General features: G+C 43.7%; 21 protein-coding genes, 8 pseudogenes and 1 riboswitch. Of the genes and pseudogenes, 7 read left to right on the forward strand and 22 right to left on the reverse strand.

Translation table 11 applies throughout. The features are described 5' to 3' along the window. Window positions 1-36: 36 nt before the first annotated feature. The 3 genes and pseudogenes from JCM19037_RS16850 to JCM19037_RS16860 all read right to left on the reverse strand — a co-directional run bounded on the left by JCM19037_RS16850 (window position 37) and on the right by JCM19037_RS16860 (window position 4211). Entirely contained in the window at window positions 37-792 is a 756-nt protein-coding gene (locus JCM19037_RS16850; protein ID WP_152549120.1) for an IclR family transcriptional regulator, read from the reverse strand. Window positions 793-2315: 1523 nt separating this feature from the next. Continuing rightward, a pseudogene (metK, locus tag JCM19037_RS16855) lies at window positions 2316-3516 on the reverse strand (methionine adenosyltransferase). A 121-nt stretch (window positions 3517-3637) separates the two neighbouring features. Continuing rightward, window positions 3638-3751, reverse strand: a riboswitch (SAM riboswitch). An 82-nt stretch (window positions 3752-3833) separates the two neighbouring features. Continuing rightward, window positions 3834-4211 (reverse strand): thiol-disulfide oxidoreductase DCC family protein, encoded by a 378-nt coding sequence (locus JCM19037_RS16860; protein ID WP_042403197.1) that lies wholly within the window; start codon window positions 4209-4211, stop codon window positions 3834-3836. A 170-nt stretch (window positions 4212-4381) separates the two neighbouring features. Between JCM19037_RS16860 and pckA the strand changes: the two are divergent. From pckA to JCM19037_RS16880, 4 pseudogenes are all read left to right on the forward strand, one after another. After that, a pseudogene (gene pckA, locus JCM19037_RS16865) lies at window positions 4382-5952 on the forward strand (phosphoenolpyruvate carboxykinase (ATP)). A 156-nt stretch (window positions 5953-6108) separates the two neighbouring features. Further along, window positions 6109-7097, forward strand: a pseudogene (locus tag JCM19037_RS16870) (ABC transporter substrate-binding protein). Window positions 7098-7183: 86 nt separating this feature from the next. After that, window positions 7184-7956: pseudogene (locus JCM19037_RS16875) on the forward strand (ABC transporter ATP-binding protein). Beyond that, window positions 7940-8745, forward strand: a pseudogene (locus JCM19037_RS16880) (ABC transporter permease). The pseudogenes JCM19037_RS16875 and JCM19037_RS16880 overlap by 17 nt, the downstream one beginning before the upstream one ends. A 692-nt stretch (window positions 8746-9437) precedes the next feature. On the opposite strand, the pseudogene JCM19037_RS16885 reads toward JCM19037_RS16880, so the two are convergent. The 19 genes and pseudogenes from JCM19037_RS16885 to JCM19037_RS16960 form a co-directional block, all read right to left on the reverse strand. Then, a pseudogene (locus tag JCM19037_RS16885) lies at window positions 9438-10875 on the reverse strand (DHA2 family efflux MFS transporter permease subunit). Window positions 10876-10993: 118 nt separating this feature from the next. Further along, window positions 10994-11452, reverse strand: coding sequence for an RNA deprotection pyrophosphohydrolase (ytkD, locus tag JCM19037_RS16890; RefSeq protein ID WP_042403199.1), 459 nt, complete (start codon window positions 11450-11452; stop codon window positions 10994-10996). A gap of 69 nt (window positions 11453-11521) precedes the next feature. Continuing rightward, window positions 11522-12010: a YwpF family protein gene (locus JCM19037_RS16895; protein WP_042403201.1), complete on the reverse strand. Its 489-nt coding sequence runs from the start codon at window positions 12008-12010 to the stop codon at window positions 11522-11524. A gap of 7 nt (window positions 12011-12017) precedes the next feature. Further along, the gene (locus tag JCM19037_RS28720) at window positions 12018-12152 is read right to left on the reverse strand and encodes a hypothetical protein (RefSeq protein WP_255357936.1); all 135 of its coding nucleotides are present in this window, start codon (window positions 12150-12152) and stop codon (window positions 12018-12020) included. Between the two features lie 115 nt (window positions 12153-12267). Next, complete coding sequence (locus JCM19037_RS16900; protein WP_042403203.1) at window positions 12268-13434, reverse strand: MalY/PatB family protein; 1167 nt, start codon at window positions 13432-13434, stop codon at window positions 12268-12270. A gap of 159 nt (window positions 13435-13593) precedes the next feature. After that, window positions 13594-13776, reverse strand: a complete 183-nt coding sequence (locus JCM19037_RS23270) for a hypothetical protein (protein WP_152549118.1) — start codon at window positions 13774-13776, stop codon at window positions 13594-13596. Between the two features lie 32 nt (window positions 13777-13808). Beyond that, a complete protein-coding gene (locus tag JCM19037_RS16905; protein ID WP_052363986.1) occupies window positions 13809-14807 on the reverse strand; it encodes an ABC transporter permease in 999 nt (332 codons plus the stop codon). Window positions 14808-14809: 2 nt separating this feature from the next. Beyond that, entirely contained in the window at window positions 14810-15139 is a 330-nt protein-coding gene (locus JCM19037_RS29560) for a DUF4162 domain-containing protein (RefSeq protein WP_307189856.1), read from the reverse strand. Continuing rightward, window positions 15136-15717 carry an ABC transporter ATP-binding protein gene (locus JCM19037_RS29565; RefSeq protein ID WP_307189857.1) on the reverse strand — a complete coding sequence of 194 codons (582 nt, stop codon included), beginning with the start codon at window positions 15715-15717 and terminating at the stop codon, window positions 15136-15138. Before JCM19037_RS29565 ends, JCM19037_RS29560 begins: the two co-directional genes overlap by 4 nt. Beyond that, on the reverse strand, window positions 15707-16579 hold the full coding sequence (locus JCM19037_RS16915; RefSeq protein ID WP_042403206.1) for an ABC transporter ATP-binding protein: 873 nt from the start codon (window positions 16577-16579) through the stop codon (window positions 15707-15709). The genes JCM19037_RS29565 and JCM19037_RS16915 overlap by 11 nt, the downstream gene beginning before the upstream one ends. Continuing rightward, the gene (locus JCM19037_RS16920; RefSeq protein WP_042403208.1) at window positions 16572-16964 is read right to left on the reverse strand and encodes a GntR family transcriptional regulator; all 393 of its coding nucleotides are present in this window, start codon (window positions 16962-16964) and stop codon (window positions 16572-16574) included. The genes JCM19037_RS16915 and JCM19037_RS16920 overlap by 8 nt, the downstream gene beginning before the upstream one ends. After that, on the reverse strand, window positions 16948-17142 hold the full coding sequence (locus tag JCM19037_RS16925; protein WP_042403210.1) for a hypothetical protein: 195 nt from the start codon (window positions 17140-17142) through the stop codon (window positions 16948-16950). Before JCM19037_RS16925 ends, JCM19037_RS16920 begins: the two co-directional genes overlap by 17 nt. A 38-nt stretch (window positions 17143-17180) precedes the next feature. Further along, complete coding sequence (locus tag JCM19037_RS16930) at window positions 17181-17651, reverse strand: hypothetical protein (RefSeq protein WP_042403212.1); 471 nt, start codon at window positions 17649-17651, stop codon at window positions 17181-17183. Next, a complete protein-coding gene (locus JCM19037_RS16935; protein WP_042403213.1) occupies window positions 17648-18037 on the reverse strand; it encodes a hypothetical protein in 390 nt (129 codons plus the stop codon). Before JCM19037_RS16935 ends, JCM19037_RS16930 begins: the two co-directional genes overlap by 4 nt. Then, window positions 18019-18378, reverse strand: coding sequence for a hypothetical protein (locus JCM19037_RS16940; protein ID WP_042403215.1), 360 nt, complete (start codon window positions 18376-18378; stop codon window positions 18019-18021). The genes JCM19037_RS16935 and JCM19037_RS16940 overlap by 19 nt, the downstream gene beginning before the upstream one ends. 402 nt (window positions 18379-18780) lie before the next feature. Continuing rightward, window positions 18781-19623: a hypothetical protein gene (locus tag JCM19037_RS16945; RefSeq protein WP_042403216.1), complete on the reverse strand. Its 843-nt coding sequence runs from the start codon at window positions 19621-19623 to the stop codon at window positions 18781-18783. Window positions 19624-19723: 100 nt separating this feature from the next. Further along, a complete protein-coding gene (locus JCM19037_RS16950) occupies window positions 19724-20941 on the reverse strand; it encodes a NupC/NupG family nucleoside CNT transporter (RefSeq protein WP_081829391.1) in 1218 nt (405 codons plus the stop codon). A gap of 159 nt (window positions 20942-21100) precedes the next feature. Then, window positions 21101-21559, reverse strand: a complete 459-nt coding sequence (locus JCM19037_RS16955; protein ID WP_042403221.1) for an acyl-CoA thioesterase — start codon at window positions 21557-21559, stop codon at window positions 21101-21103. Between the two features lie 168 nt (window positions 21560-21727). Continuing rightward, window positions 21728-23192 (reverse strand): annotated as a pseudogene (locus JCM19037_RS16960) (catalase). A gap of 155 nt (window positions 23193-23347) precedes the next feature. Here JCM19037_RS16960 and JCM19037_RS16965 point away from each other — a divergent pair. The 3 genes and pseudogenes from JCM19037_RS16965 (at window position 23348) to JCM19037_RS30265 (ending at window position 25292) form a co-directional block, all read left to right on the forward strand. Continuing rightward, complete coding sequence (locus tag JCM19037_RS16965) at window positions 23348-24052, forward strand: thioredoxin domain-containing protein (protein ID WP_042403223.1); 705 nt, start codon at window positions 23348-23350, stop codon at window positions 24050-24052. Next, a complete protein-coding gene (locus tag JCM19037_RS16970) occupies window positions 24049-24462 on the forward strand; it encodes a disulfide oxidoreductase (protein WP_042403225.1) in 414 nt (137 codons plus the stop codon). Before JCM19037_RS16965 ends, JCM19037_RS16970 begins: the two co-directional genes overlap by 4 nt. A gap of 25 nt (window positions 24463-24487) precedes the next feature. Beyond that, a pseudogene (locus tag JCM19037_RS30265) lies at window positions 24488-25292 on the forward strand (M15 family metallopeptidase). The last annotated feature ends 665 nt before the right edge of the window (window positions 25293-25957 follow it).

Consider the following 25957-nt stretch of genomic DNA (forward strand, 5'->3'; position numbering starts at 1 on the left):
GCGGAACGCTGTTCTTCTTAAATGAGATAAAGAAATCTATTGGTATCCTAATTCTTTCGATATTCTCCCGCACGTCGCTGTTAATAATCCAATCACTTCTTCGAGTCTTTGATCATCCATACGGTCCAACGGACCTGTAACACTCACACCATGATTGACCTCTCCAAGATGATTAAAAACGGGCGCTGCTACACACCGAATGCCTCGTTCGTGTTCTTCGTTATCTACGCTATATCCCAAATCTTTAATACGTGTAATGGCATCTTTTATCTCTATTTTTGTCGTTAATGTATGCTCTGTGAATTTCTTTCGACTCGTCACATTTTGGAAATAGTGTTCCAATTTCGAATCGGTTAGATGTGATAATAATACTTTCCCTACACCGGTACAATGCATAGGTGCCCGACGCCCGATCCTTGAATAGATTCGAATCGTATTCGAATGATGTTCTACTTTATCCAAGTAAACAACTTCAAAGTCTTGTTGTTCAACGAGATGGACAATCTCATTTGCTTCTCTACTCAAATCATCTAGAAACGGCCTCGCAATCGCCGTAATTTCCATTTGTTTTAGAACATATTGTTGCATTTCTAAAAATTTTAAACCTAACCGATAATTACCATTATTCGGTTCTTGCCTTACGTAACCATGATCTTCCATACTACTGAGAATGCGGTGCACTGTACTTTTTGCCACCCCTAAACGATGGGATAATTCAGTAACACCAAGTCCAAAATGATGATCTTTCAACAAATCTAATACGCGCAAGGCTCGGTCGATTGATTGTATCATCATCCCCCTCCTGTTCTTCATTAAGGAACGCTGTTTCACTTTTTCTAAAACGAATTATAGCCCTAGGTGAAAGCGGTGTCAACAAAATTCGACATTGTTTTTTGACGATTCCATTCTTAGTGGCTTGCAGAGTTTTTCTTCTTTCTTTGTAGGTAAAGGGTTAAGGCATGTACCACTTAGCATAAATTCCCAAATTAAACGAGTTCATTTATTTTGCATCGCCATGTAATCTAATCGGCGGTGACGAAATGCCGCAATGACCAATCAACGTACTTTGTTTAAAATGAAATGCTACTACTTATTGATTTCCAATGCTGGCGGATCGCTTGTGCTCTGGAAGTTTATGTGCATAAAACAAGGTTGAAGTTTGATTTAGAAAATGAACGTTCATAGATCGTCCATTATGAGGTGAACTGTGTTGTTTTGAAGCGACCTATATAGAATGAAGATTTTCCTGATTAACGCTGTTGGTTGTTAGGTTGGAGGGGTAGCGCGATGCTGGGTGCCATTTTGCGCGTAAGTTTGCCTAGTTTACCAATTTTGGCGCTCATTCAGCTAAACTCCTGCGCAGTTTGTTCCAACTGGAGCGCAGATTCAATGCCCATAAGCAAGCAACCTGTCGGCCCCAGCGGGGCCGAGGCCAAATCGGACTCGGTTCGGTGCGGTTCGCGCCGACGTCTTCGTAGCACAAGGGCGACATCGGTTCGATGCTGCTCCTGGCTACGGTGTGTGGAAAAAAGTCCAAATGCCCCATATCTTCATATTTGTGACATTTGAGAAAGAAAAACCATGATTTTAAACGTGAATTCGCACATAAACGGTGTCAACTGTCACAAATCGTGCAATTTGTGACAGTTGCATGCCGAAAGTGCCCGGTTTGAGGCTGGATTGTCACATACGTGACCGGTCATCACATGCTTGTGCGAGGTGGTGGGCCTCGGTGAGGACTTTTCACCCTTCGGCAAACGTTTTTCGTGTTGCCCCTAACCCTTGCAGTGACGAACAACGATCGACAACGAAGCTGTCGAAGTGCAACGAGATGAATTTCAACACGCAATATGCAAACACTCAACCGCAAAGACCGATCTCAGTCATCCGATTCAATGAATTTCTTAAGTTCAACTTATATAGATCATCATGAAAACGATCTAGATCGACCAGTATCTGGAAAAAACCAGCGTTTTAACACGATCTAGATCGTTCCGGGGGTGATCTAGATCACCGACATCTTAAAAATACCCAAATGTTATACAACGAGTAGTTTTTGCTCACAAACACGATGGCAACCTTGGTTGAACTGGAATGTACACGCAACTTTTTTCGTATACTCGGGTGTCAGGAGTTCCGGCTAGCATGGCTCAATCGGGAAATGAACGTGACGCGCTGTGTTATTTTTATAACGTGAATATATAGTATAAGAATTTCTCCATCAGAGGGTAAACGATCTTGTATAAATGGCATGACTACTTTGTTTCTAGCCTACATTCATATAAAAAAGCCCAGCCACTGGCTGAGCTTTTTGTTTAGATTCCTGATTCTGCTTTTAGCTGATCTGCTTTATCAGTACGTTCCCACGGAAGATCAACGTCTGTTCTTCCGAAATGACCGTATGCAGCTGTTTGCTTGTAGATCGGTGTTCTCAAATTGAGCATGCGAATGAGCCAGCCGGTCGCAAGTCAAAGTGACGGTCAACGAGTTCGAGTAAAACGCTCTCCGACACCTTTCCGGTACCAAATGTATTGATGGAGATGGATACAGGTTTGGCAACGCCAATTGCATACGCAAGTTGTACTTCACATTTGTCGGCAAGTCCAGCGGCAACGAGGTTCTTTGCGACATACCGCGCGGCATAAGAGCCAGAGCGATCAACTTTTGTTGGGTCTTTACCAGAAAAAGCACCACCACCGTGACGAGCAAAACCACCATACGTATCGACAATAATCTTTCGTCCAGTTAGGCCAGCATCACCTTGTGGACCACCGATGACAAACCGCCCTGTCGGATTAATAAAGTATTTTGTTTTGCTGTCGATCCATTTTTCTGGTACAACCGGACCGATGACTTCTGCTTTAACATCCTTTTCAATTTGTTCGAGGGTCACTTCAGGATGATGCTGGGTCGAAATAACGATCGTATCAACGCGTACTGGTTCATGATTGTCGTCATATTCAATCGTCACTTGTGTTTTTCCGTCTGGGCGCAAGTAATCCAAGACGCCATCTTTTCGTACTTTCGTTAGTTGTCTTGCAAGACGGTGAGAAAGCGAAATCGGCATTGGCATATACTCTGGAGTTTCATTATCTGCATAACCAAACATTAACCCTTGATCTCCCGCACCAATTTCATCAATCTCTTTGTCGGTCATAACGCCTTCGCGTGCTTCTAACGCTGCATTAACACCTTGAGCGATGTCTGGGGATTGTTCATCAATGGCAGTAATAATTGCACAAGTCTCTGCGTCTAGACCATATTTTGCCCTCGTGTAGCCAATCTCACTCAACGTTTCTCGTACGATCTTCTGAATATCGACGTATGTGGTCGTCGTAATTTCCCCTGTCACAAGAATAAGTCCCGTATTCGCTACAGTTTCACATGCAACCCGGCATTCGGATCATGGGTGAGAATTTCATCCAAAATTGCATCAGATACTTGATCACATATCTTATCTGGATGCCCTTCTGTCACTGATTCAGATGTAAAAAGCCTCCGGCCATTTGCTTCCATGTTTGTTTCCTCCTCAAACAATTCCTACTTACTCTATATGTGTAGATCCTTAATTCGTGCCGTTTGAACATGAAAAAGCCCCTTCACCTGTGAGGAAGGAGCATTACATTTCACCTTTCGCCTCTTATCTTGCAGAACACAAAGTCGTGTTTTGCCAGGTTGGCACCATTCCTGCACTCGGCAAGTGGTTGCTGGGTTTCATCGGGCCTGCCCCTCCACCTTCTCCTGATAAAAGCCTACTTGAATAATATAAAGGTTATATAGAAGAATTGCAAACGAGATGGCTTCTTTTATTGTGTTATACCATTTATAAGAATTTAGCTAATTTTACAAAGTCCATCCTTACATGTACTGCCAATCATCGGCCGATTCGCCGCAATTTTTTCATATAGCTTTTTGCCGATGGGTCGTATTGGAGTTTTGGACCCAAAGTATAACGGCGTGCGAAGCAGCGGGTGCAAACGTAAAAGCCGAATGACACCATCATACCCTCCGTACACATACGTATCATCAACGAGTACGTACATCTCTCGTTCAAAATCGGCGTATCGTGCAAAAGGATAGTGTTTTTCTAAGTTTTCTTCGCGCGTAGACACCCATTTAACTTGGCGAAATGTGGCATATTTTTGCAACTTCTCCTTCGTGTTTTGACAAAGTGAACAATGGCTATCATAAAACACAACACATGCTTTCATCCAAAATCGCTCCTATCTTGTTTTTTACACAATAATCATGGCACATTTGTGAAATTGAAAAATAGTATAGACTATAAGTTAAAATGTGTTATACTAATTTCAAATTCACACTTTCGTATCGTGAACAATGTGAGAAAGGATTTTGCCAATATGAGTACCGTATCTTTTGAATCTGCCTCCAACATTTATTAAAAGGGGAACACGTTGAACAGGACCTTCCTGAGTCCAGATTAGTAGAAAGAGCGCTCTCACGCAACGAAGGTGTGCTAACGAAGTCTGGAGCGTTTGCAGCAACCACTGGTTTGTATACGGGTCGATCCCCGAAAGACAAATTTATCGTTGATGAACCGACTATACATGAAGACATTGATTGGGGTGTCGTAAATACCCCTGTAGAAAAAGATGTGTTCTCTTCTTTATATCGTAAAGTTGTTCACTATTTAGGGCAACAAGAAGCGTTGTTTGTGACACACGGCTATGCCGGAAAAGATAAAGATTATCGTCTGCCCCTGCGTGTGATCAATGAGTTTGCTTGGCATAATTTATTTGCCCGTCAATTGTTTATTCGTCCTGAACAAGGGGAAACGCCAGCGGAGGAAGAGAACGGTTTTACGATCGTATCTGCCCTGGGTTTAAAGCAGACCCAGCCGAAGACGGAACACGTTCTGAAGCGTTCGTTCACATTTCATTTGAAGAGCGCATTGTCCTCATTGGCGGAACAGAATATGCCGGTGAGATGAAGAAGTCCATTTTCTCAATTATGAACTTCTTGTTGCCTGCTCAAGATGTATTGCCGATGCACTGTTCTGCAAACACGGGTAAAGAAGGTGACGTCGCTTTATTTTTCGGGTTATCTGGAACAGGAAAAACGACGCTATCCGCAGACCGTACACGTTTTCTTATCGGTGACGATGAGCACGGCTGGTCAGAAAACGGCGTGTTCAATATCGAAGGAGGTTGCTACGCGAAAACGATCAACCTCTCAAAGGATAAAGAACCTGACATTTATGACGCCATTCGATTCGGGGCTGTTCTCGAAAACGTCGTCTTAGATGATGAAAGTCGTGAGCCAGACTATGACGATGGATATTACACGGAGAATACAAGAGCTGCTTACCCGTTGGAACACATCCAGAACATGCTTCCACAAAGTATGGCAGGTCACCCAAATACAATTGTATTCTTAACAGCTGATGCTTTTGGTGTTCTTCCTCCAATTAGTAAACTTACAAAAGAGCAAGCGATGTACCATTTTTTAAGTGGATATACGAGTAAGCTTGCGGGTACAGAGCGTGGCGTTACAGAACCTGAAGCGACTTTCTCAAGCTGTTTCGGTGCACCATTCTTGCCACGACATGCTTCTGTTTATGCGGAAATGCTCGGTGAGAAGATTGATCAGCATGATGTGAATGTATTTCTCGTTAACACTGGCTGGAATGCAGGCGGCTATGGAGTGAGCGAACGAATTCCACTTAGCTTTACAAGAGCGATGGTGCAAGCTGCGCTTGAAGGGGAGCTTGACCACGTTGATACGACTGCTGATCCGTTTTTCGGACTGCATATTCCTACCCGTGTACCTGGTGTACCGGATGAAGTGTTGCAACCAAAATCTACATGGAACGAATCAGCAGAATATGACGCAAAGGCAAAAGAGCTGGCTCGCAAGTTCAAAGAGAATTTTGCACGCTTCTCTCACGTGTCTGATGACATTCGAAAAGCAGGACCAACATTTGAATCATAAATAATATCTGTACAGCTGTTTGAATTCATCTAGTGATGGGTTTGAACAGCTTTTTTGTGTTTAAAAATCCCGAGATGTTTTCTCAGATAAACAAACACCCGTCTATACAATCCGCATATGATAGGTGTATTGAAACATTTTGGGGGAGAAGATCATATGAAAAAATCATATCGACGACTGGTTGCTCCGGTTTTAGCGGTGCTGCTTCTTAGTGCTTGTAGCACGGACTCAGAAACAGAAACGGTAGAAGTTGCAGAAGTGACTCGCTCGATTTTTTATGCGCCGCTATACGTAGGGGTTGAGGAAGGCTTCTTTGCCGATGAAGGCTTAGATATTAACATTACGACGACGTGGGGCGGCGACACAACGATGACCACGTTGCTAGCAGACAGTGCGGATGTTGCTTTAGTTGGTTCGGAAACATCCATTTATGTTCACGCTCAAAACCCAAGTGACAGCGTCGTCAACTTCGGGGCTTTAACACAAACAGATGGAACCTTTTTAGTATCGAGAGAACCGATTGAAGACTTCACATTTGAAGACTTACGTGGCAAGGAATACCTTGGTCAGCGGCTGGAGGAATGCCACAGATGGCCGGAGAATACGCACTTGCTCAAAATGGCATTGATGTTGATGAAGATGTAACCCTTGACCAAAGCATTGATTTTGCCAATATTGCAGGTGCATTTGCATCAGGGTCTGGAGATTTTGTTCAACTCTTTGAACCACAAGCGACTGAGTTTGAGGAAGAAGGATTAGGTTATGTCGTCGCAAGCTTTGGGGAAGAGTCAGGCATTTTACCGTATACAAGTTTTATTACGAAAGAAAGTACAATTGAAAATAATGAAGAGATGCTCGTGAAATTTAACCGTGCACTTTATAAAGCACAGCAGTTCGTTCAAGAGGAAGATGTTGACACAATCGCCACGTCCATCGCTCCTTATTTTGATGAAACATCTGAACAACTGATTGCTCAAGTTATCGAAAGGTACCGCAACCAAGACTCCTATGCAAAAGATCCGTACATTGATGAAGACGGATGGGAGCATTTACAAAATATAATGGACGATTCTGGGGAGCTTCCAGAGCGATTTGGTTACGAAGAACTCGTCAATCGTTCCATTACGGATCAAGCATTAGAGTAATCGTTTAGTTCAGGGCTTCTGAAGCGGTTCAGGAGCCCTCTTCAATGTTCAATTCCCCTCTATATATGATTAAAGGAGGTAGATCCGTGGCACGACTGCAATTGCAAAACATCGAAAAATATTTCTTTACCGGATCTGATATTGTTGAAGCGATTCGTAATGTGAATTTGGAAGTTGACGATGGTGAATTCGTTTCTATCATCGGTCCGAGTGGTTGCGGAAAAACGACAATACTTTCTATGATTGCGGGCTTAACAACACCATCAAGCGGTGATGTCGAATTCGACGGGGCAAAAGTTACCTCTCAGACAACCAACATTGGTTATATGCTTCAACAAGATTATCTTTTTCCGTGGCTAACGATTGGCGACAATATTAACATCGGTCTTGATATTACCCGAACGAAAACGAAGGAAAATGAGGATTATGCGAAGGACCTGTTAGATCAAATGGGGCTCCTTCGCCACATTGATCAGATGCCTTCTGAACTCTCTGGCGGCATGAGGCAACGTGCTGCTCTCGTCCGCACGCTTGCAGCAAAGCCATCCCTCTTATTACTTGATGAACCTTCTCTGCTCTTGACTATCAAACAAAATTATATTTAGAAGATCTAATTCACGAAACGCTTAAAGCAAGGAAGAAAACAACCGTGCTTGTTACACACGACATTAGTGAAGCGATTGCGATGAGCGATCGCGTCATCTTACTAAGCCACCGTCCCTCTGTCGTTCAAGAAGTGTTTAGCATTCCAACTGAATTGCGGGCATTAACGCCATTAGAAGCGAGAAATCATAGCGAGTTCCAATGGTGGTTCCAGACGATTTGGAAGGAGTTAGAATCCCTTGAAACCACAAATTAAAGAACAATACGAAAAGCATCTAAAAGCCAAGCGATTAGAAACGTGGAAAATTCGAGGGACCCAACTTTTTATCTTGATCAGTTTCTTCGTTTTATGGGAAGTTGCTAGTCGAATGCAATGGATCGATCCTTTATTGTTTAGCTCCCCTTCCAACGTATTTGAATTATTTGTAAGTATGTTGCAAAGTGGTACGCTACACGTCCATATCGGCGTCACGCTACTGGAGACAATCCTTGGTTTATCATTGGAACGATCGGTGGAATTGTCATTGCCGCTAGTTTATGGTGGTCTCCTTTTCTTTCTCGTGTGCTTGACCCTTATCTCGTCATTTTAAATGCGATGCCTAAAGTCGCGCTTGGACCCATTCTCATCGTCAGCTTTGGACCGAATATGAGTTCCGTAATCGCTATGGGGGTACTCATTTCCATTATTGTCACAACACTCGTCATCTACAATGCGTTTAGAGAGACAGACCCCAATTTTGTAAAAGTCGTCGATACGTTTGGAGCTAAGCGTTCACAACGTTTCCGCTACGTTATTCTTCCAGCGTCTTATCCGGCAATGGTTTCCGCATTAAAAGTCAACGTCGGTTTAGCATGGGTCGGAGTCATCGTTGGGGAATATCTCGTATCAAATCAAGGCCTCGGGTATATGATTATCTACGGATTCCAAGTGTTTAACTTTAACATGGTGATGCTCAGCCTTGTTCTCGTAGCTATACTCGCGACGCTTATGTATCAAGGGGTTGCAATCATTGAGCGATCCATGAACAAGAAGCGTAGACAATAGCATTTTATTGAATCAACATGATTAAAAAGAGACACTGTGCCGGTTTTCACGGTACAGTGTCTCTTTTTTAAGAGCGGGTTACGTGCAGATGGAAGCTTGTCGCCTTGATAAAAAGAGCGAACTGTCACAAATAGCTAAGTATGTGACAGTTCAGGCAGAAATACCGGCGTTTGGAGCAGGCAAATGTCTCATAAAAGTTCCAACTGGTCACAAATAGCAAGGTAAGTGACCATCTGAGTCGATATGAGCCGGGTCTGTGGCACGAATGGTCACATAAATGAGCTCCCGGCCCTCCACCCCATACAGTCGAAGAGAAGTGTATATGAGGGTGCTGTACCTGTAGCACAAACTGTCACAAATAGCTAGGTATGTGACAGTTCAGGTTGAAATACCAGCGTTCGGGACCGACAAATGTCTCATAAAGCTTAGGAATGGTGACAATTCAAAATTCACGGGGCATATCGGGCAATACATAGCCCGATATGCCTGCTCGATTGTCCCATAAAAAGCGAGAGAGGCTCAACTCCCTCTCTGACCAAACGAGTGATTCGTTCTCCTTCGTTTGTCTAGCCCACAAAAACCAGGTGGTTAACGAGGAAACGCGTCAATTCTTTCTTAACCTTGTGTATCAACCTCAAACTCTACTCTTGTCGTCACTAAGAACTCCTTTAATCACGACGCGACATCACGAACTATGTGCGTTCGCGTTTTTGCCGTTCTCTTTCATCCCATTCTTCATCGGTTAATGGGTATGTGCGTGTAACCTTAAACGATAAGAGAAGGGCAGCTACCGTGAGAAGAGCAATGACACCTGTTGCCATTATTGCACCTAAAATATCTGGATCAAACGTCGTTCCTTGTTGATCTGCTACAACGGCTGTAGTCGTCATCGTTGTGACGAGCATCGCTGTTCCGATCGAAGCCGCCATTTGACGGACGGTGTTGCTTACTGCTGCACCGTGAGGGATAAGTTTAGGCGGAAGCTGATTCAACCCTGCCGTATTGACAGGCATCATCACCATCGAAAACCCAAACATCCGAATTGCAAACATGACGGAAATGTAAACGAGCGTCGTCGTTTGGTCAATAAACATAAGACCCACTGTGGACGCACTCATTAGAATGAGACCAGGTACGGCAAGTGCTTTCGCCCCAATTCGGTCGAAAATCCGACCGGTAATCGGGGCCATCAATCCGGCAATGAGCGCCCCGGGTAAAATGACGAGCCCTGCTCCATTGCTGTAAACCCGCGCATATTTTGCAAATAAAGCGGAATGATCGTTTCTAAACCAATTAATCCGAGAAACCCGATCGCAGCGATAATTGATGAGATCGTAAATATGCGAAGTTTGAATACACGTAGCTCCAACATCGGTTGTTTCATCGTTAACTGTCTGTGCACAAACAACATTAAAGAGACTAGCCCGACAAACAGAACGAGCAGTGTGATTGGATCTGTCCACCCTTGGTTACCAGCGCTCGTAAAGCCATACAATAAACCACCGAAACCGAGTGTGGATAAAATTATGGACAGCACGTCCACTGTACGTTCTCGTTGTTCAGTTACATTTCTCATCGCGAAAAAGGCAACGACAATCATCACAATTGTGAGTGGTACAATTCCCCAAAATAAAAAGCGCCATTCATAATTCGACGTTACCCATCCTGATATTGTCGGTCCAATTGCTGGGGCAAAAGAAATGACTAAACCGATGTACCCATTGCAGTTCCCCGTTTTTCGACCGGGAAAATTAACAGAAAAACGGTTTGCATGAGGGGAAGCATCACGCCTGCACCGATGGATTGAATAACTCTTGCTGTAATGAGTGTCGGGAAATTAGTCGCTAACCCGCCAAAAATCGTGCCGACTAAAAATACGAGCATCGCAGTTAAAAATAGTTGGCGTGTTGTAAATTTTTCAATTAAAAACGCAGTAATCGGAATCATAATTCCATTGATCAGCATAAAGATTGTCGTTAGCCATTGCGCTGTATTTGCGGTAATTCCCATTTCATCCATGATCGGTGGGATCGCTGTAATCATTAACGTTTGATTTAAAACAGCTACAAATGACCCTGCAATTAACAATGAGGCGATTAACACTTTACTATATGGTTCGTTTTGCTTCATGTAGGACTCCCTATTTGAATCTACCATTTTAACTTAGACTAATAGAAGATTATACGCCGAATCAAAAACTTCGGCAAACGAAAGAGTTCAGGTTCACAAAAAAAGAGCATTTGAACGACTATAAATTCAAACGCTCCATCGAGAGCTGCAAAACATCATCTTTCATGACGAAGCTATACGCCGAATCTTGCTTAATTTTAACCGGTAATTGTTTACGTAAGACAGGACCTTTCGTTTCAAAGTAATTGGCTTGCCTTTCAAGCGTTGCAACTTCTGCAAAGTAAATATTTTTTATGACGGTTTCTGCCTTTGCCTGTACTTCATATTGCCCGATGTATTCGAGGCTGTGGATCCGAGCACCCGTTTCTTCCCATACTTCTCGTACGGCTGCCATCTCCGGATTTTCTCCAGGTTCCACTTTCTCCGGGGAATTCGAGCCTCGGTCTTTATGTTGAGTGAGTAGCCACTCTTTTTTGAGCCGGCAGATGACCCAGACGTGTTTTGGGTCTGTCGAGAAGGTTTCCCGTTCAAACGACAGACGAACATGATTCCCATAATAATCGCGGAACTTGTGCATAATCGAAATCCTTTTTTCTTATAGTGTATGACGAAAAGACCGATCTCATGTTGGATCGGCCTGCCTTACTTATTCACTAAGCGGTGAACCTTTTTCTCTATACTGCTCATAAAGAGAGCGTGCCATCTGTTGTGACCAGTTGGCGTTGTCTGCTTTTCGGTTCTTGAATTCTTCAATCAACTGATCTCCCGTGTAGCCATCGGCAATGAGCGAATCCAAAATGTAATTGAATACATCTTCTTTTTTCATCGCCATCTTACTGTCAATTAAATAAGAATATGTGGACTCAAGCTCTCTCCCAGAGCGAATGCGCCCGACCATCGTCGCCGGGTCATTGTTCTCATGGGAAATAATGACTTCCATCATGACATCGGTTTCTTGTTCTTTGAGTGGGTCGAACACTTTCTTCGCGTCGGCATCAACGACGACTTCAAGAAGCCACCAACCGCCCTCTTCACGGTTAATGACAAGTCCCTCATGCAATTCAATCTTCTCTTGACCCGGCTCTGTATCTTTTTCTAGTAGTAATCGCAATCCCTTTAGTCTAAACGTCTTCATCTATTCATCACATCCATGAATTCATTGAGTGAGATCGCTGATTGTTTCGTTTATTGTCTTCTTGAAGCCAGATCAGGAAACGTTCTTCCTGGTCGGTCAGCGGACGCTCCAATGCTTGCTTGAATTCTTCAATCAAATCCATTCAGACATTCCCCTTTTCGCCCTTTTGGAAAATCGTCTATACATGTCTATTACATAGGTTCGATAAACATGTACATTTTCCTTTAAATTTTGCAGTAAAAAATGGGTATGCCAGACTATACGAGTTGCTCATACGCTTTTTGTAGCCGATCTAGTCCTTCTTTCACATGACTTCTTGGGCATCCGAGATTCATTCTTGCAAATCCAGACCCTGGCTTCCCAAATGTATGGCCATCATTCAATGCAAGTCTAGCATCTTGTCGTAGCCATTGCTCCAGATCTTTCTCCTCAAAATTCAAGGCTCTAAAGTCTAACCAAAGGAGGTACGTTGATTCAGGGTCCATGTAGCGGATTTTTGGCATCTGTTCATCTAAACGTTGTTTCACGTAGTCCACATTGCTTTGAACATAAGCAAGCATATCTTCGAGCCAAGGCTCCCCCTCACGGTACGCAGCTTCGGCTGCTGCCGATGCAAATGGACTGCCAATGCCACTGAACGTTTTTTTCATCTGCAGTTCAAGCTTTCTCTGCAACTCATCATCGTTAGAAATCACATAAGAAAGTTGCAATGCTGCAAGATTGAACGTCTTACTCGGGGCCATGCATGTGGCTACTTGAACGTCTTCTGCTCCAGCTATGGACGCTAACGGAACATGCTTACCGTGCAAAATCACGTCGGAATGAATCTCATCGGAGACGAGCGTTACATTATACTTCTTACACAGTTCAAGCAGTTTTACAAGCTCATCATGTTTCCACATCCGACCGCTCGGATTATGGGGGTTACATAAAATGAGCATTTTTGCACCGTTCTTCATGTGGGTTTCAAGGTCATCCATGTCCATCTGATACGACCCAGAATCTTCCAACAAGAAGTTTTCTAGCAACTCGCGTTTATTCACATTCACTAATGAAAAGAACGGGTAATACACTGGCGGTTGAATGATCACCTTGTCGCCTTCATTCGTAAGTGCTTGAATGAGGTGATGAATTGCCGGTACAACCCCGGGCGTAAATGTTATCTGTTTCGTCTCTACTTGCCAATCGAAGCGCTTAAGCATCCATTCAGAAATCGCTTCTCTTAATGATTCTGGCGGGAGGTGATAGCCAAACACCCCGTGTTCAGTCACGTTATGGAGAGCGTCTAGGACAGGCTGGGGCGCTTTAAAGTCCATATCAGCGACCCACATTGGCCAGACATCATCGGATTTATATATCGTTTTCACGGCATCCCATTTCATTGAATTCGTCTGATTTCGTTCAATGATCTCGTCAAAATTCATCGTCCTCAACCCCTTGTGTTTATCACTTGTCTCTATATTCTACTCCATCCGAGTACTCTCGGCAAAGAGAGTTACTCAAAGCACGTATTTTGAAAACAACAAAGACGCACACCGTACACCAATGAAAGGTGGGTGGTGTGCGTATCGTTCATGAGTCCTTTATTGTCGAATCCACTTCCACATCTCGGCTGGGGTTGCATTTTTACCGTGCATAAGCATGCCTGTTTTATAAATTTTCCCAGCAATCTTCATCATTAATGCTACACAAATGATGAGCACAACAAGAGACAAGATCACTTCAAGGAGTGGGAATTCATCTAACATCACGACACGAACAATCATCGCCATTGAACTTGTAAACGGGAAGTAACTTGCTACCGTTGCGATGACGCCTGACGGGTCAGCAATAAAGGCGCCGATAAACGGGAAAGCAAAAACGGAAGCATCATAAAAATCCCTGTAAAGTTTCCTGCAGTCGTCGCATCTTCGATCGTAGCGCCAAGCGCAACGTACATGGATGCAAAAAACAAGTAACCGAGTACGCCATATAATAAGAATAAAAGAGTAAGCGGGGAAACAATGTTTTCAAGAACTGGGAGGTCTCCGTAAAACTGTGCGATCGGAATTCCGATGACCAACCATAAAGTTACTTGCAACATGCCGAGCACAAAGTACCCAAAAATCTTCCCTTTCATCATGTCATTCGGAGTGACTGACGAAAGTAATGTCTCCGCCATCTTGTCTTTTTTCTCTTGCATCGAACTGTTTAATGTCATCATTCCGGTAATGATAATACTAAGAAGAACGACGCCACCAAAAATTGCAGGGATAAATTCCGCCAACGGATCTTCATCGATACCTGATTGAAGCGTTGACACCGTAACATGAGACGAAGCCAATACCTCTCCTACAGCTTCAGGCTCGACACCAAACTCCCCGAGCAGCATCGATTGTTGAACAAGCTCTAGATCCGCTTGCAATTCAAAAGGAGACGTAGTGTGGTTTTCGGACACTCCGGCCTCAAATTGATCACTACCTAAGACTAAATAAGCAATCGACTGTTCTTCACCTTGCTCATGTAATTGTGCCTCAGTCATCTCTGTTTCTACCGGCTCATATGGCAACCCAAGAGCCTCAACCGTAGACGCAAAATCCTCATATGCTTCGGCCTCGTCCATCACGTATAACTCTGTCATGTCACGCTCTTCTAAGTCTGGACCCACTTCAGTTGCTGTATCGTCCCCGCCGATCGCACCAAAAATAAAGAACATGACTAGAAAAATAGCAGGAGTCATCAATGAAGAGATAATAAATGTTTTATTTTTGAGGTTTCTCCGAATTTCCCAACGTGCCACTTTCGTCCACTTTCCCATCGTTATCCCTCCTCTTTCGCTATCGATACAAAGATGTCATGTAATGATTTTCGATCGATATGCATCTCATCCCACTCGAGTGAATCTGGTAAATCGCGAACAAAGCGAAGTGGGTGAACATCTTGTTGAAAATGAATCGTAACCGTTTGCCCTTCTCGCTCCATTCGCTCCACCCGACTGTCTTCCTCAAAGTTCACGACTTCATTAATACCAACAAGCACACACTTATAGTTTGCGAATTGCTCTTTTATGTTTGCAACCGTATTGTAAGCCACTTTCTGACCGTGATGAATGAGGAGAATCTCATCACACAACTGTTCTACTATATTCATCTGGTGTGATGACAAAAGAATTGCCGTTCCGTTCGCTGCAAGCTCTCGATCTCCGCTTTAAACGTGTCTTGACTGACCGGGTCTAAGCCTGAAAAAGGCTCATCAAGAACGAGGAATTTCGGTTCGTGGATAATGCTTCCGATAAATTGGACTTTTTGCGCCATCCCTTTTGACAACTCTTCAATCTTCGTTTTCTCATACCCTTTTAGGCCGAGCTTCTCTAATAGCATACTTGCCCGGTCTCTCGCTTTATTCAGATCATAGTTTTTCAAGTCTGCTAAATAGAGAATCACATCAATGATCTTCTCGTTTTTATATAACCCTCTTTCTTCAGGCAAAAAGCCGATGAGTTCACGTGGAAGATTATGATCTTTACCGATCAAATAGCCGACTTCTCCTTCATCTTGACGAATGATGCCCATTAAAATTCGGATGAGTGTCGACTTGCCCGCGCCATTCGGACCGAGAATACCGGTAATCTTTCCTTCTTGGACGGCAAAGGAAATGTTTTGGACCGCATGTTTATCTCGAAACCATTTGTTTACCTCTTTTAGCTCCAATACTGTTTTATTCGTCATCGTTTTGCTCTCCTTTTCGCAAGATGTGTGGGATCGATTCGTGCAAACGTAAACTTAAACGCTTCACTACCGTTCCGTCATTTTCACGCACCCATGCCTCTGTTTCTAAAGCATTTCTCGTTAAGATTTTTGGCATCGGGTCAACGCTCACTTCTTCTACCCCTGGCGCTCGGTCCATTCCCGGCAACGCTTCTTGAAGCCAAACGTATTTCCAACGCTCTTGTAACCAATCTTTCTCAACAGGTTCAGATAGCTTGCCCGCATGCATAAAACAAACGTAATCAGCCAGTCGCTGCACTTCATCGGCGACGTGTGTGGCAAAAACAATCGTTGCGTTTGGGTTCGCCTCTAACTCTTCGAGCAACAGTCGCTCTACGAGTGATTGCCCTTCCATATCTAGACCAGCGAACGGTTCATCCAGTAGTTTCACATTCGTTTTTCTTGCGAGCTGGGTTGCAATCACCGCTTTTTGTTTCATACCGACCGACAATTTTTGTATCGGCTTTTTCATTGGAAGTTTGAATTGCCTCGCAATCGCTTGAAATCGGTCGTCTTGCCACGAAAAATCATGTTCCTTGTGTAACTTTTGCAAATCCGTTAATCGGAACGCTTCAACTTCTGGGTACGTTTGCGGAACGTAAGACAACTGCGCTTTGCCTGCAATTGAATGAACAGAATGCCCTTCCACTCTCACCGATCCAGAACCAGGATAATCCCCGCTAATCGCTTGAAATAGTGTTGTCTTCCCTGCACCGTTGTTGCCAACGATCGCCGTAATCGTCCCCGGTGCAATGTGTAAATCAATCGGCCCTAGAACAGCTTCTTTCCCCATTTTCCGCGTCACATCTTGCAACTTAAGCATCGGTCGTCTCCTCTCTTAATACACGCTCAAATAACTTTCGAAGCTCTTCTTCGGTGTAGTCATGTTGATTTGCGGTACGAATCGCTCTTTGCAATGCTTCGGTGACAGTCTTTTCTTTCATTGAATCTCGCTCATTCACATCGACTTCTTGCACGAACGTCCCCTTCCCTCTTTGTGTTTTGATGTAGCCGTGTTGTTCAAGGTTCTGATACGCTCTTCGCGTAGTAATTACACTACAACCTAGATCAGCCGCTAGTGCACGAATGGAAGGTAATGCTGTACCTGCTGGTATGGATCCAGAAACAATTAATGCTTTGATTTGTTCTTCAATCTGATGATAGATGGGTTCTTGACTTTGTTCATTCACCTCAACCGGTAATTTCATGAGCACCCACCTTTCTTTGAATCTGTTGCTTTCCAAATCGATACACACCGAACATGACAGTCAGTCCTAGAACCATTGCGATGAGTGGTACAATGACCGGCATCTTTGCGATGGATTGAATGGTCCAAATGTAAAAAGTATTCCCTCCTTGGAGAAAGGAAGCAGCACCAACGATCACATAAACAACTGCACAAAGTGGAGCTATGATTCCTTTTGCTATGAATTCATTTGGACTGATCTGCCTGAACTCTGTAAGTACAAGTGCCGTCGCAAAAAGCTTATGCCAAGCCAAAATACGAGTAGGGACAAGATGTTCACGTGCACATCCCCTAATAAAACGAAAATAATAATACTGAAAAATGCGGCGATAAACACGAACCCTGCCGACAATACCATTCGTGCCATCAATAGCGCAGATTCTGGAATGGGTAGTCTTCGCACATAGGGAAAAGGATTGCCGTGAAACAGTTGCGTGGACAGATGACCAAAATTGCCAATCCATATAAACAGTCCGTAGAAAAACACAATTTCAATCATATAATTAACGATCGTCACGTTTTGATTGTCTAATCCCATTAACAGCGCTGCCGTTAATCCATATGCAAAAAACCAAACAAGCATCATCCCCCATTCAATCATTGAATAATGACCGAATCGCCAACTGAGCAATTGCACTACGTTACTCACTGCGTTTCCCTCCTCTTCAGCTTCCTTGTCCCGTGTACGAGTGACCAACAAATGGCCGTCCCTGAGATGAATAATGCAATGCCGACTGCGACCATTGGATAATAACTTGAGACGTTCACTGTCATCGAAAAAATACTCATGGTAGAGCCAGTCGTGACGAAGAGCAAAAGTTGAACGAGTGCATAGAAAACGAGAAAACTGAAATTCCACCACATTCCTTCTCGGAATAACGCTGGCCTCTCCCGATGTGAATAGCCGATTTCTCCATTGGCATTCATGATGGAAATATGGCTAAAACTTATCCACAGTAAGATCCACGCGACGTACGAAAAGCTACCGAACTGAAACGGTGCATTTTGTGAAACGATCAGAGCGGCTGTAAACATGCTCCAACGAGCACGGTACCGACGACGAGCTTCATCAGTGCGCGACTTACGAACAACTCACTTTCTGAGATCGGGAAGCGCTTCATGTATGTGTAAAATGGTGAACTCATCCGATCTCCTAGATCTGTAAAGAAGAACCCTTTCCCTGCGAATGAAAAGGTACTCGACCATAAACAAACACTTAACACGATTAAGAAATCAAGGGGCAACACGTGACCAAACTCATGAAACATCCCTGCTAAGAAAAAACTGAGTCCAGTGAAGACGAACAGAAACCACAATGTATGGGTTACGCTTGTTTTTTGAAGCTCAAAACGCATTAAAGCAAGCACATTCTTCAAATGAACACCTCCATTAACTGTTATAATGTGTATGTCTATATATACAGTATAACATCAAAGGAAAAATGTACAGTGATTTTTGAATATTTATGTAGCCTAATCGTAACGCATACGAAAAAACCAGACCGATGTTCGATCTGGTTCAATAAGAAACTCAATAATGCTCACTTCGTACACGAGCTTTTTTCGGCAATGTCTGTAGCTGAGAACGAGATTCTTCATTGTATTGATTACAGTCACGGAACCAATTGGATTGACGATGTTTACATCTCTTCATCCCCCCATATTTTATATCTTGAACAGCGCTGCCTGTGTAGGTCAACGAACTATCCATCTAAAAAAAGACGTTAGCTTTCCTACCGGTTAGGAAAGCTAACGTCTTCTTATAAGGGTACGCTTTTTCTATTCCTCTACCTTTTGCGGTTCTGATTGCTCTTTGTACACATAAAGTGCCGATGAATCATATTGTGCTGCATTTAATAAGAATGTTCTCATCAATGCTAATTGAATGCGTACCATCGCAACGATATAAATGATCCCAATGATTGGATACACCCAAAGCATTTGTGGCATTGCGTAAATGAGGAGTGTCGTCCCGATGCTCACGACAAACATCAGCGCAATGACTCGAAAATACGGAGTGGACCCGTCTCTTCGAATTCGAAAACTTTCTTTGAAGCTCTCGAGTAATGTGTAATCAGTTAACACGATAGTAAATTCCAAATACAAAAAGAGAATGCGCAGCACCAATATAGCCGCAACGAAAATGACTCCCATGACGATAACGGCTTCGACATTCATGATGCCAATTCCTACAACGAACAATCCTAAGATGAGCCCGACACCAAAAACGACAGCACCAAGTAAAAGGTTGAATAATAACAATTTCCAGAATATCCGCTTTGCTCCTTGGAAAAATGCCGACCAATGAACCGCTTTTTCATCTAGCCATGCATATGCCAACAGATGGATAAATCCACCCATCATGAGCACTTGAATTGGAATAATCAAAATCGTAATTCCTAGCGCAATACTTTGTCCTGCAAGCGACGCATATTCTACCTCAAACAATTCCACAAAAGAGACAAAACCGATTGATAATTGCGGCATAAGCGCGAATAAAAGTTCCATACTTACGAGTGTAGCTCCGCCAGCTACGAAAGAGACGAGAAACAACACTTCAACGGATAGGACCGGGGCGAGCAAATGAACCGGTCGAAACAATGGTTTATCAAGCAATTGCATATGGCTATACCTCCTTACGATTACATAACCTAAAATGTCTTCGTTAAAACGGGAAAAACGCGAGGAAATAACCCTCGCGTTTTTCAATAATTCCATTTCATTAGAAGAACATCATACCGGCAATCGCACCATTCATAAGGTTACCGAGGATGGCGGCAAGCAATGCACGCGGACCGTATCTAGCAATATCTGCACGACGACTCGGCACGAGAGCACCCATACCACCGATAAGGATTGCAATCGTTCCGATGTTTGCAAAACCACAAAGAGCAAACGTTGCAATTGCAATCATACGTGGGTCCGTTAATGTTCCAGTCGCAATTGCATCATTTAGTGAGGCAAATGCGATAAATTCGTTCATGATCGTTTTCTCACCAATCATTTGACCAATGAGTGGAGCGTATTCCCAAGGAATCCCGATAAGAAACGCAAACGGGGCAAACACATAACCCATAATGATCTCAAGTGTGAGCTGGTCACTAAATAGACCGAGGCCAATGTTAACGAGGCCTACGAGTGATACGAAAGCGAGTACCATCGCACCTACATTCAGTGCGAGTTTTAGACCATCTGTCGTACCTTTTGCTGCTGCGTCTACAACGTTGGCAACGTCTGTATCTTTTTCAAGTTTAATATTCTCAGACGTCTCTGTTTTCTCAGTTTCCGGAATGACGATCTTCGCCATAACAAGACCAGCTGGAGCAGCCATAAAACTAGCTACGATAAGGAACCCTGGATCCGTTCCCATTTGAATGAGACCGGCAAGCACGGAACCGGCAACTGTACCTAAACCAACGGTCATAACTGTAAATAGTTCTGAACGGGTCATCTTTGCCAGATAAGGCTTGATCGATAATGGAGATTCAGTAACACCAACAAAGATGTTCGCCGTTGCCGCAATTGATTCTGCACGGCTCGTCCCTAACAATTTCGAAATGGCGAACCCGAGCGTGTTCACAATAAATGGCATAACGCCAATGTACCAAAGAATACCCATAAGCGCGGCAAAGAAAATGATGACTGAGAGAACGTCAATAAAGAAAACATGGCCACCAACTTCAGCCAAATCGCCAAAGAGGAAACCGATCCCTTCATTTGCCGCCCCTAACACTTCAACAACAGCGCCGCTAATTTGCTGAAGTACCCATTGTCCGCCGTCCCAACCAAGAAAAATGGCTCCAATCAGAATTTGAATCGCAAGAGCACCAAAGACGGTACGTTTATTAATTGATTTGCGATCCAGAGATAATAAGTATGCAAGACCCATTAAAACAATAATTGCCCCTATTCCCCAAAGGATATATAGGATACTGTCCATTGTAGGACCCCCCAATGTACGTAATATAATTAAAATCATGAAACGGTTTTCAAACCATAATTAGACTATCATCGATGGGTATATCCTGCAATGATTTTTCTACAAATGGTAAAAGAAGTGTGTCAGATTATCTTTTCTCTACTCGTTTCTTGTCGGCATTTATCGAGATGTGCGATCGTTTGCGAGTGCAACAATATCATGTTCCGTTTGTGTTTCAGCGTATACTCCTGGTACTTCTGTTGATTTTCCATTTTCATCAATAGCGACCATCGTAACAAAAGAGGTGGTCGTCGTTTTCACTTCGTGGGTGATCGGATTTTCGACACTCACGTGCACATAAATGAGCATGGAGGAACGCCCTGTAGACGCTACCCACGCTTGCACGATAACAATTTCACCTTTTCGAACAGAGGCGTGAAAATCGACACTATCTACAGATGCTGTAACGACTACTTCTCCAGAATGCCTCATCGCAGCAATCGCAGCTGCTTCATCAATGTATGCGAGAATATTGCCCCCGAAAATGGTATTTAAATGATTCGTATCTTGTGGACTAACAAGATGCGTTTGCAACGTATGTGATTTCCCCATCGCCCTTTGCTGTTCACGTTTGCTCATGATGTGATTTCCACCTATCTTTTTTCTTTCTAGTATACCGTGTCCCCGCTTCATTGTTCTAGTAGATATTTATGGTTTTATGATCGGAACGGTCTACACACCATTTTGGCAAACAATAAGCTGCCTTCAAAGTGTGCGCACTTTGAAGGCAGCTTATGAATGAACGCTTTATTTTGTTTCTTGACCAACATACGGCGTAATATCGACATTGAGGTTGTCCGCGAGCGTTCTTCCTAATTGCTCATCGGCTCGGTACATATTACAGATGAGCTTTAAAACAACTTGCTCATTATGAACACCGGACCACTCTTCGGTTAATGTTCGAATAATTTGCTGTTGCTTTTCTCTGTCAAATCCACGGTATAACTCTCCAGGTTGGCGGAAATCATCGGCTTTGTCTGTACGGTTTCGTCCAGCAACATCGCCTTGTAACGGCTGATCAAACTCCAGCTCTTCTGAGCTCTCTTCAAGTGCATGTTCACCCGGTTCATAGTTCGTTGAATCCATTGGCTGAAAGTTAGGGTTCGCCATTACCCCGTCTTGCGTATTGTTGTTCGTCTGTGCAAACGGGCAATTAATCGGCAACTGCAAGTAGTTTGCACCAATACGGTACCGCTGTGTATCTGAATAAGAGAATATCCTCCTTGCAACATCTTATCTTCAGAAGCTTGAATACCAGGTACGAGAACACCAGGATTAAACCCAACTTGTTCAGTTTCTGAGAAAATATTGTTCGGATTTTTATTCAGAATCATCGTACCAACGAGCTCGTACGGAAACTGTTCTTCTGGCCAATCTTTTGTCGCATCTAATGGATCAAAATCATAGTTGTCTAAGTCCGCAGGGTCTAAACGTTGGATATACAAATCCCACTCCGGGTAATCACCGTTTTTAATGCTTTCGTACAAATCTCTCGTGGCATGGTTAAAGTCTTCCCCTTGAATCTCTTTTACTTCTTCAGGAGAGAGGCCTTCAATGCCTGCACGAGGCACCCACCGATATTTTACATACGTAGTATTTCCATGTGCGTTAATCCACTTAAACGCATGCACACTTGACCCTCGTAAATGTCGATAAGAACGGGGAATTCCTTCGTCATTAAACAAGTGTAATTGCATATTCACCGATTCAGGTGAGTTTGCCATAAAGTCCCAATAACGGTTTGGATCTTGCAAGTTCGTTGTTGGATCAGGCTTTAATGAATGGATCACATCCGGAAACTTAATCGCATCGCGAATAAAAAATACCGGCAAATTGTTGCCGACAAAATCGTAGTTTCCTTCTTCGGTATAGAACTTCACCGAAAACCGCGCGGGTCACGTAATGTTTCTGGAGAGTGAAGTCCGTGAATCACCGTTGAAAATCTAGCAAAAACGGGTGTTTCCTGACCAGCTTCTTGTAGAAAATGAGCCCTCGTATAACGTTTCTGGCTCTCTTTTGTAATAAATACACCGTGAGCGCCTGCGCCTCTTGCGTGCACAACTCGTTCGGGCACTCGCTCCCGGTCAAAGTGGGCAAGCTTTTCAACAAGATGATAATCTTCTAATAATGTTGGTCCTCTACGACCTGCCGTTCGTGAATTCTGGTTGTCTTGAATAGGGACACCTTGGTTCGTTGTTAGTCGATTAGACATAAGTAGTCTCCTCCGCAATTGATCGAATTTTACCTCGGACTGGCGGTTGATTTTTTAAGAAATGTCACACCTTCACTGTATAAGCTTCACGTGATAGTGTTATGATGGTGACAAACTACTACTTCTTTATCCGATTTTAGGAGAGGTGAAACGTATTGGCTAAAAATAAAAAAAGAAAGAATACTAAAACCAATAAAGCACCGATGAAATTTCTTGTTATCGTTACGGCATTGCTCGTCGTCGTAATGGCCGCTTTATTATTTGTTGTGAACAGTAACGGCGGAAGCAATTCAGCCAGCACTCATGAAGACCGTCCACCGATCGATGATCTAGCGACGTATGGCAATGACGATCCAGCCGTATCCATCGTGGAATTTGGGGATTATAAATGCCCGGCATGTGGCACGTGGGATCGCGAAGTATTCGACCAACTTGAAAGTGACTACTTAGATCACGAAGACATCTCGTTCTCTTTTGTGAACTTTATCGGTTTCCAAAACGAGTCACTGATTGCGTCTTTAGCTAGCCAAAAAATCTATCATGAAGCTTCAGAAGATCAATTCTGGGATTTCCATCATGCACTCATGCAAGCAGCAGGTGTACAAGGCTCCCAAGTCGACATCGATTTTGTCGTGGATATTGCATCAGAACACGCGCCTGATGTGGATGAAGATGAGCTTCGAACATCTATTACGGAGCAAGAATATATGGATGAATTATATGCTGAACATGAACTGATTGAAGAGTTTGGTGTTGAGAGAACGCCGACCATTTTCGTAAACGATGTCGAAGTGAGTGACCCGTTTGATTACAATGAAATAGAACGGATCATTGAGGAACAACTTGAGGAAAACTCATGACTCGCCAAAGCATCATGTTGTATGTAGCATGGCTTGTGGCCATCGTTGCAACGATGGGCAGCCTATACTACAGTGAAGGTCTGGGCTATATCCCGTGTGACATGTGCTGGTATCAACGAATTGCTATGTACCCACTCGCACTCATCTTAGGGATTGCAGCGTTTCGTTCTGATGCCCACATTCGATTGTACGCCTTACCGATCTCGATTCTCGGTGCGATCATTTCAGCGTTTCATTACGCTGAACAAAAAATCCCCGGTTTTGGCGGTGTAGCGCCGTGCCAGTCTGGCGTACCTTGTAGTGCGGAGTATATGAACCTGCTCGGGTTTATTACAATTCCATTTCAAGCACTCGTTGCCTTCACGATTATTTCCGTTTTGCTGTTTTTGGCAAAACCAAAGAAGTCTTAATGACCAAAGAAAGCGAGGGACACACATGGCTCGTTTCCCATCTATATATGCAGCAGTTTTTTTGTTTTCAGTGCTTCTTGTCGGCTGCGCTGACACCGATGAAGAGCCTGTCCCTGAAGAAACTAGCGAACAACCAGAGCAAGAAGAAGTAGAAGATGAACAATCAGCCGAAGCGACGACCAATCCTTGGGCCATTGAAGAAGAACACTTCAATGTAATTGAGGAAGTTGACGGAAGAGCAGTTATCCAAAACCCTGATAACCCTTCCGTCCTCGTCAACCACGACTACGCACTACCTGAAGACTATTCTCCGGATGACCTGGTCGTTCCAGACGTCCTTTTTTTCTTTCGATGAAGATGTCGAAAAACGTTATTTAAGGGCACCTGCTGCCGATGCTTTAGAAGATTTGTTTGCCGCAGCTGAGGAAGATGGCTACCATTTGTTTGCTGTTTCAGGATATCGCTCTTTTGATCGCCAAGACGCTATATTTACAAATGCAGCAACTGAGCGTGGAGAGGACGCCGCGAGCGAAACCATTGCTTATCCAGGGAACAGCGAACATCAAACGGGTTTAGCGATGGATGTATCGAGTGAAAGCAACTCCTTTTTACTGAGCGAAGAATTTGGGGCTACACCGGAAGGCGAATGGGTGGAAGAAAATGCCCACCACTATGGATTTGTCATTCGGTATCCTGATCACAAAGTTGACATTACAGAAATCAGTTATGAACCGTGGCATTTACGTTACGTCGGCACGGACATCGCAGAAATTCTCGTCGAGCATGATCTTGTGCTTGAAGAATTCTTCGAGAAAGCTGTTCCAATGTAATTAAGCCTCTAAAGTAAAATCGGAGTACAGATCGTTTTTGATCTGTACTCCGATTTTTGCATGAAGCATTTTGGAGAGAACGGCCCGCCATCTTCTTCAAATTCCGGGTCTTCCGACCGATAGGAACGGGTGCCGGGACGAGGTATCGCAGGTCATTAAATCTATATAGGATGAACGAAAGAAAATGATGGGATGCTAGGATGTGGAAATTTCATCGTAGTTTCATACGATTGGACCGTTATGACAAAAGCGGAATCACTCTAAGGGTGTTTATACCGTGTAGGGCAGGTTCGTATTGTGCGCGCTAGTTTCCGCTTTCTGCGCTCCATATAGAATGAACTTAAGATTTTCCTAATTGCGCAGTTTGTTGTTGCTTTCCACTGCAGGCGGATGCTTGCACTCCGGAGTACAAGTGCAACATCGGTTCACGTTTTTGCCTCCTGGCTACGGTGTGTGGAAAGAAGTCCAAATGCCCCATATATTCATTAATGTGACACTTGAGAAAGAAAAATCATGATTTTAAACGTGAATGCGCACATAAACGGTGTCAACTGTCACAAATATTGCGATTTGTGACAGTTGCGTGTCGAAAGTGCCCGGTTTGAGCTGGATTGTCACATACGTGACCGGCCATCACATGCTTGTGCCAGGTGGTGAGCCTCGGT

Origin of the sequence: Geomicrobium sp. JCM 19037 (genome assembly GCF_000698105.1) — a bacterium.
Lineage (GTDB): Bacteria > Bacillota > Bacilli > Bacillales > Marinococcaceae > Geomicrobium_A.

Excerpts from the sequence above, each read along its gene's own strand:
- JCM19037_RS16850 (WP_152549120.1), bottom strand. The coding sequence starts at position 792 with ATGATACAATCAATCGACCGAGCCTTGCGCGTATTAGATTTGTTGAAA.
- JCM19037_RS16860 (WP_042403197.1), bottom strand. The coding sequence starts at position 4,211 with ATGAAAGCATGTGTTGTGTTTTATGATAGCCATTGTTCACTTTGTCAA.
- ytkD (WP_042403199.1), bottom strand. The coding sequence starts at position 11,452 with ATGCACAAGTTCCGCGATTATTATGGGAATCATGTTCGTCTGTCGTTT.
- JCM19037_RS16895 (WP_042403201.1), bottom strand. The coding sequence starts at position 12,010 with ATGAAGACGTTTAGACTAAAGGGATTGCGATTACTACTAGAAAAAGAT.
- JCM19037_RS28720 (WP_255357936.1), bottom strand. The coding sequence starts at position 12,152 with ATGGATTTGATTGAAGAATTCAAGCAAGCATTGGAGCGTCCGCTGACC.
- JCM19037_RS16900 (WP_042403203.1), bottom strand. The coding sequence starts at position 13,434 with ATGAATTTTGACGAGATCATTGAACGAAATCAGACGAATTCAATGAAA.
- JCM19037_RS23270 (WP_152549118.1), bottom strand. The coding sequence starts at position 13,776 with ATGATTGTTCGTGTCGTGATGTTAGATGAATTCCCACTCCTTGAAGTG.
- JCM19037_RS16905 (WP_052363986.1), bottom strand. The coding sequence starts at position 14,807 with ATGGGAAAGTGGACGAAAGTGGCACGTTGGGAAATTCGGAGAAACCTC.
- JCM19037_RS29560 (WP_307189856.1), bottom strand. The coding sequence starts at position 15,139 with ATGAATATAGTAGAACAGTTGTGTGATGAGATTCTCCTCATTCATCAC.
- JCM19037_RS29565 (WP_307189857.1), bottom strand. The coding sequence starts at position 15,717 with ATGACGAATAAAACAGTATTGGAGCTAAAAGAGGTAAACAAATGGTTT.
- JCM19037_RS16915 (WP_042403206.1), bottom strand. The coding sequence starts at position 16,579 with ATGCTTAAGTTGCAAGATGTGACGCGGAAAATGGGGAAAGAAGCTGTT.
- JCM19037_RS16920 (WP_042403208.1), bottom strand. The coding sequence starts at position 16,964 with ATGAAATTACCGGTTGAGGTGAATGAACAAAGTCAAGAACCCATCTAT.
- JCM19037_RS16935 (WP_042403213.1), bottom strand. The coding sequence starts at position 18,037 with ATGTTTACAGCCGCTCTGATCGTTTCACAAAATGCACCGTTTCAGTTC.
- JCM19037_RS16945 (WP_042403216.1), bottom strand. The coding sequence starts at position 19,623 with ATGCAATTGCTTGATAAACCATTGTTTCGACCGGTTCATTTGCTCGCC.
- JCM19037_RS16950 (WP_081829391.1), bottom strand. The coding sequence starts at position 20,941 with ATGGACAGTATCCTATATATCCTTTGGGGAATAGGGGCAATTATTGTT.
- JCM19037_RS16955 (WP_042403221.1), bottom strand. The coding sequence starts at position 21,559 with ATGAGCAAACGTGAACAGCAAAGGGCGATGGGGAAATCACATACGTTG.
- JCM19037_RS16970 (WP_042403225.1), top strand. The coding sequence starts at position 24,049 with ATGACTCGCCAAAGCATCATGTTGTATGTAGCATGGCTTGTGGCCATC.